The organism is Vulcaniibacterium thermophilum (assembly GCF_007923255.1).
In the GTDB taxonomy this organism is placed as follows: Bacteria; Pseudomonadota; Gammaproteobacteria; order Xanthomonadales; family Xanthomonadaceae; genus Lysobacter_F; species Lysobacter_F thermophilum.
Genome location: NZ_VOHJ01000078.1, coordinates 1 through 987 on the forward strand (window position 1 = coordinate 1; position 987 = coordinate 987).

Genomic DNA, 987 nt, shown 5'->3' on the forward strand with positions numbered 1-987 from the left:
GGGCCCGGTGCCGGGGCCGCGCGCGGGACGCCGGCGACGGGCGCCGGGCCGGAGGCGGGCGGCGATGGCCGCAGGGTCAGCACCAGCGCGATCACCGCAACCGCGATCGCGACGCCGCCGGCGGGCAACGCCCAGGGCCGCGAGCCCGCGCCGGCAGGACGCGAACGTGCGCGCGCCTCGGCGAGCGCGCCCTGCAGCGCGCGCCGGGTCGCGGGCGTAAGCGCATCGAGCGACGCCCGGTGGCGCGCGCGCATGGCGGCATCGAAATCGTCGTGCGGGGTGTTCGCGTTCATGGCGTTCGCCAGTCGTGGAGTTCGGCCTGCAGCGCCTCGCGGGCGCGGGAGAGATGCGTCTTGACCGCGCCTTCGCTGCAGCCCATGACGCGCGCGGTGGTGGCGACGTCCAGTTCCTCCAGCACGCGCAGGGTGAAGGCCTCGCGCTGGCGGCGCGGCAGGCGCGCGAGCGCGTCGGCCAGCCGCGCGTAGGCCTCGCGGCCCTCGTGCCTTCGCGCGGGGTCGGGGCCGTCGTCGGCCCAGTCGACCGGCTCGCCGTCCTCGTGCGTGGCCTGCGGCAGCAGCCAGCTCAGGCGGAACAGGCGGCGCCGCTGCTGGTCGGTGACGCGGCTGCGCAGGATGCTCCAGAACAGCGGCGTCCATTCGTCCGCGGGGCGGTCGCGGTAGGTCAGCATCCGGATCATCGCCTCCTGCACGGCGTCGAGCGCGTCCTCGCGCTGGCGCAGCGCCAGTTCGGCGAAGCGGAACGCGCGCGCGCCGATGCCGGCCAGGAAGGCGTCCAGCGACGCCGCGGGGGCGGCGTGCGCTGCGGGTACGTCGCGGCCGGCATCGGGCATCACGCGGCAAGCCTAGCTGTGAAGCTTCAATAGGTTGTTTCGGCGGAGCGCCAAGCGGGTGATGGGTGGCTGACCGCCGAGTGCGCTGTGTGGGCGGTGACAGTTGTAGTGATGCAGCCAGTCCTGCAGCGCCTCGC

The 987-nt window shown here is 75.3% G+C and carries 3 protein-coding genes; all 3 read right to left on the reverse strand.

The window, feature by feature from the left end; all coding sequences use genetic code 11:
- Window positions 1-293: hypothetical protein (locus tag FQY64_RS14635; RefSeq protein ID WP_222431803.1), on the reverse strand; the 293-nt coding region annotated here is incomplete at its 3' end.
- On the reverse strand, window positions 290-850 hold the full coding sequence (locus FQY64_RS14640) for an RNA polymerase sigma factor (RefSeq protein WP_146475478.1): 561 nt from the start codon (window positions 848-850) through the stop codon (window positions 290-292). The genes FQY64_RS14635 and FQY64_RS14640, both read right to left, overlap by 4 nt.
- Window positions 851-862: 12 nt before the next feature.
- Window positions 863-987, reverse strand: a 125-nt coding sequence (locus FQY64_RS14645) for an integrase core domain-containing protein (protein WP_146474708.1), incomplete at its 5' end; no start/stop codon positions are given.

Coding starts and splice junctions, on each gene's coding strand:
- FQY64_RS14640 (WP_146475478.1), bottom strand. CDS start 850: ATGCCCGATGCCGGCCGCGACGTACCCGCAGCGCACGCCGCCCCCGCG.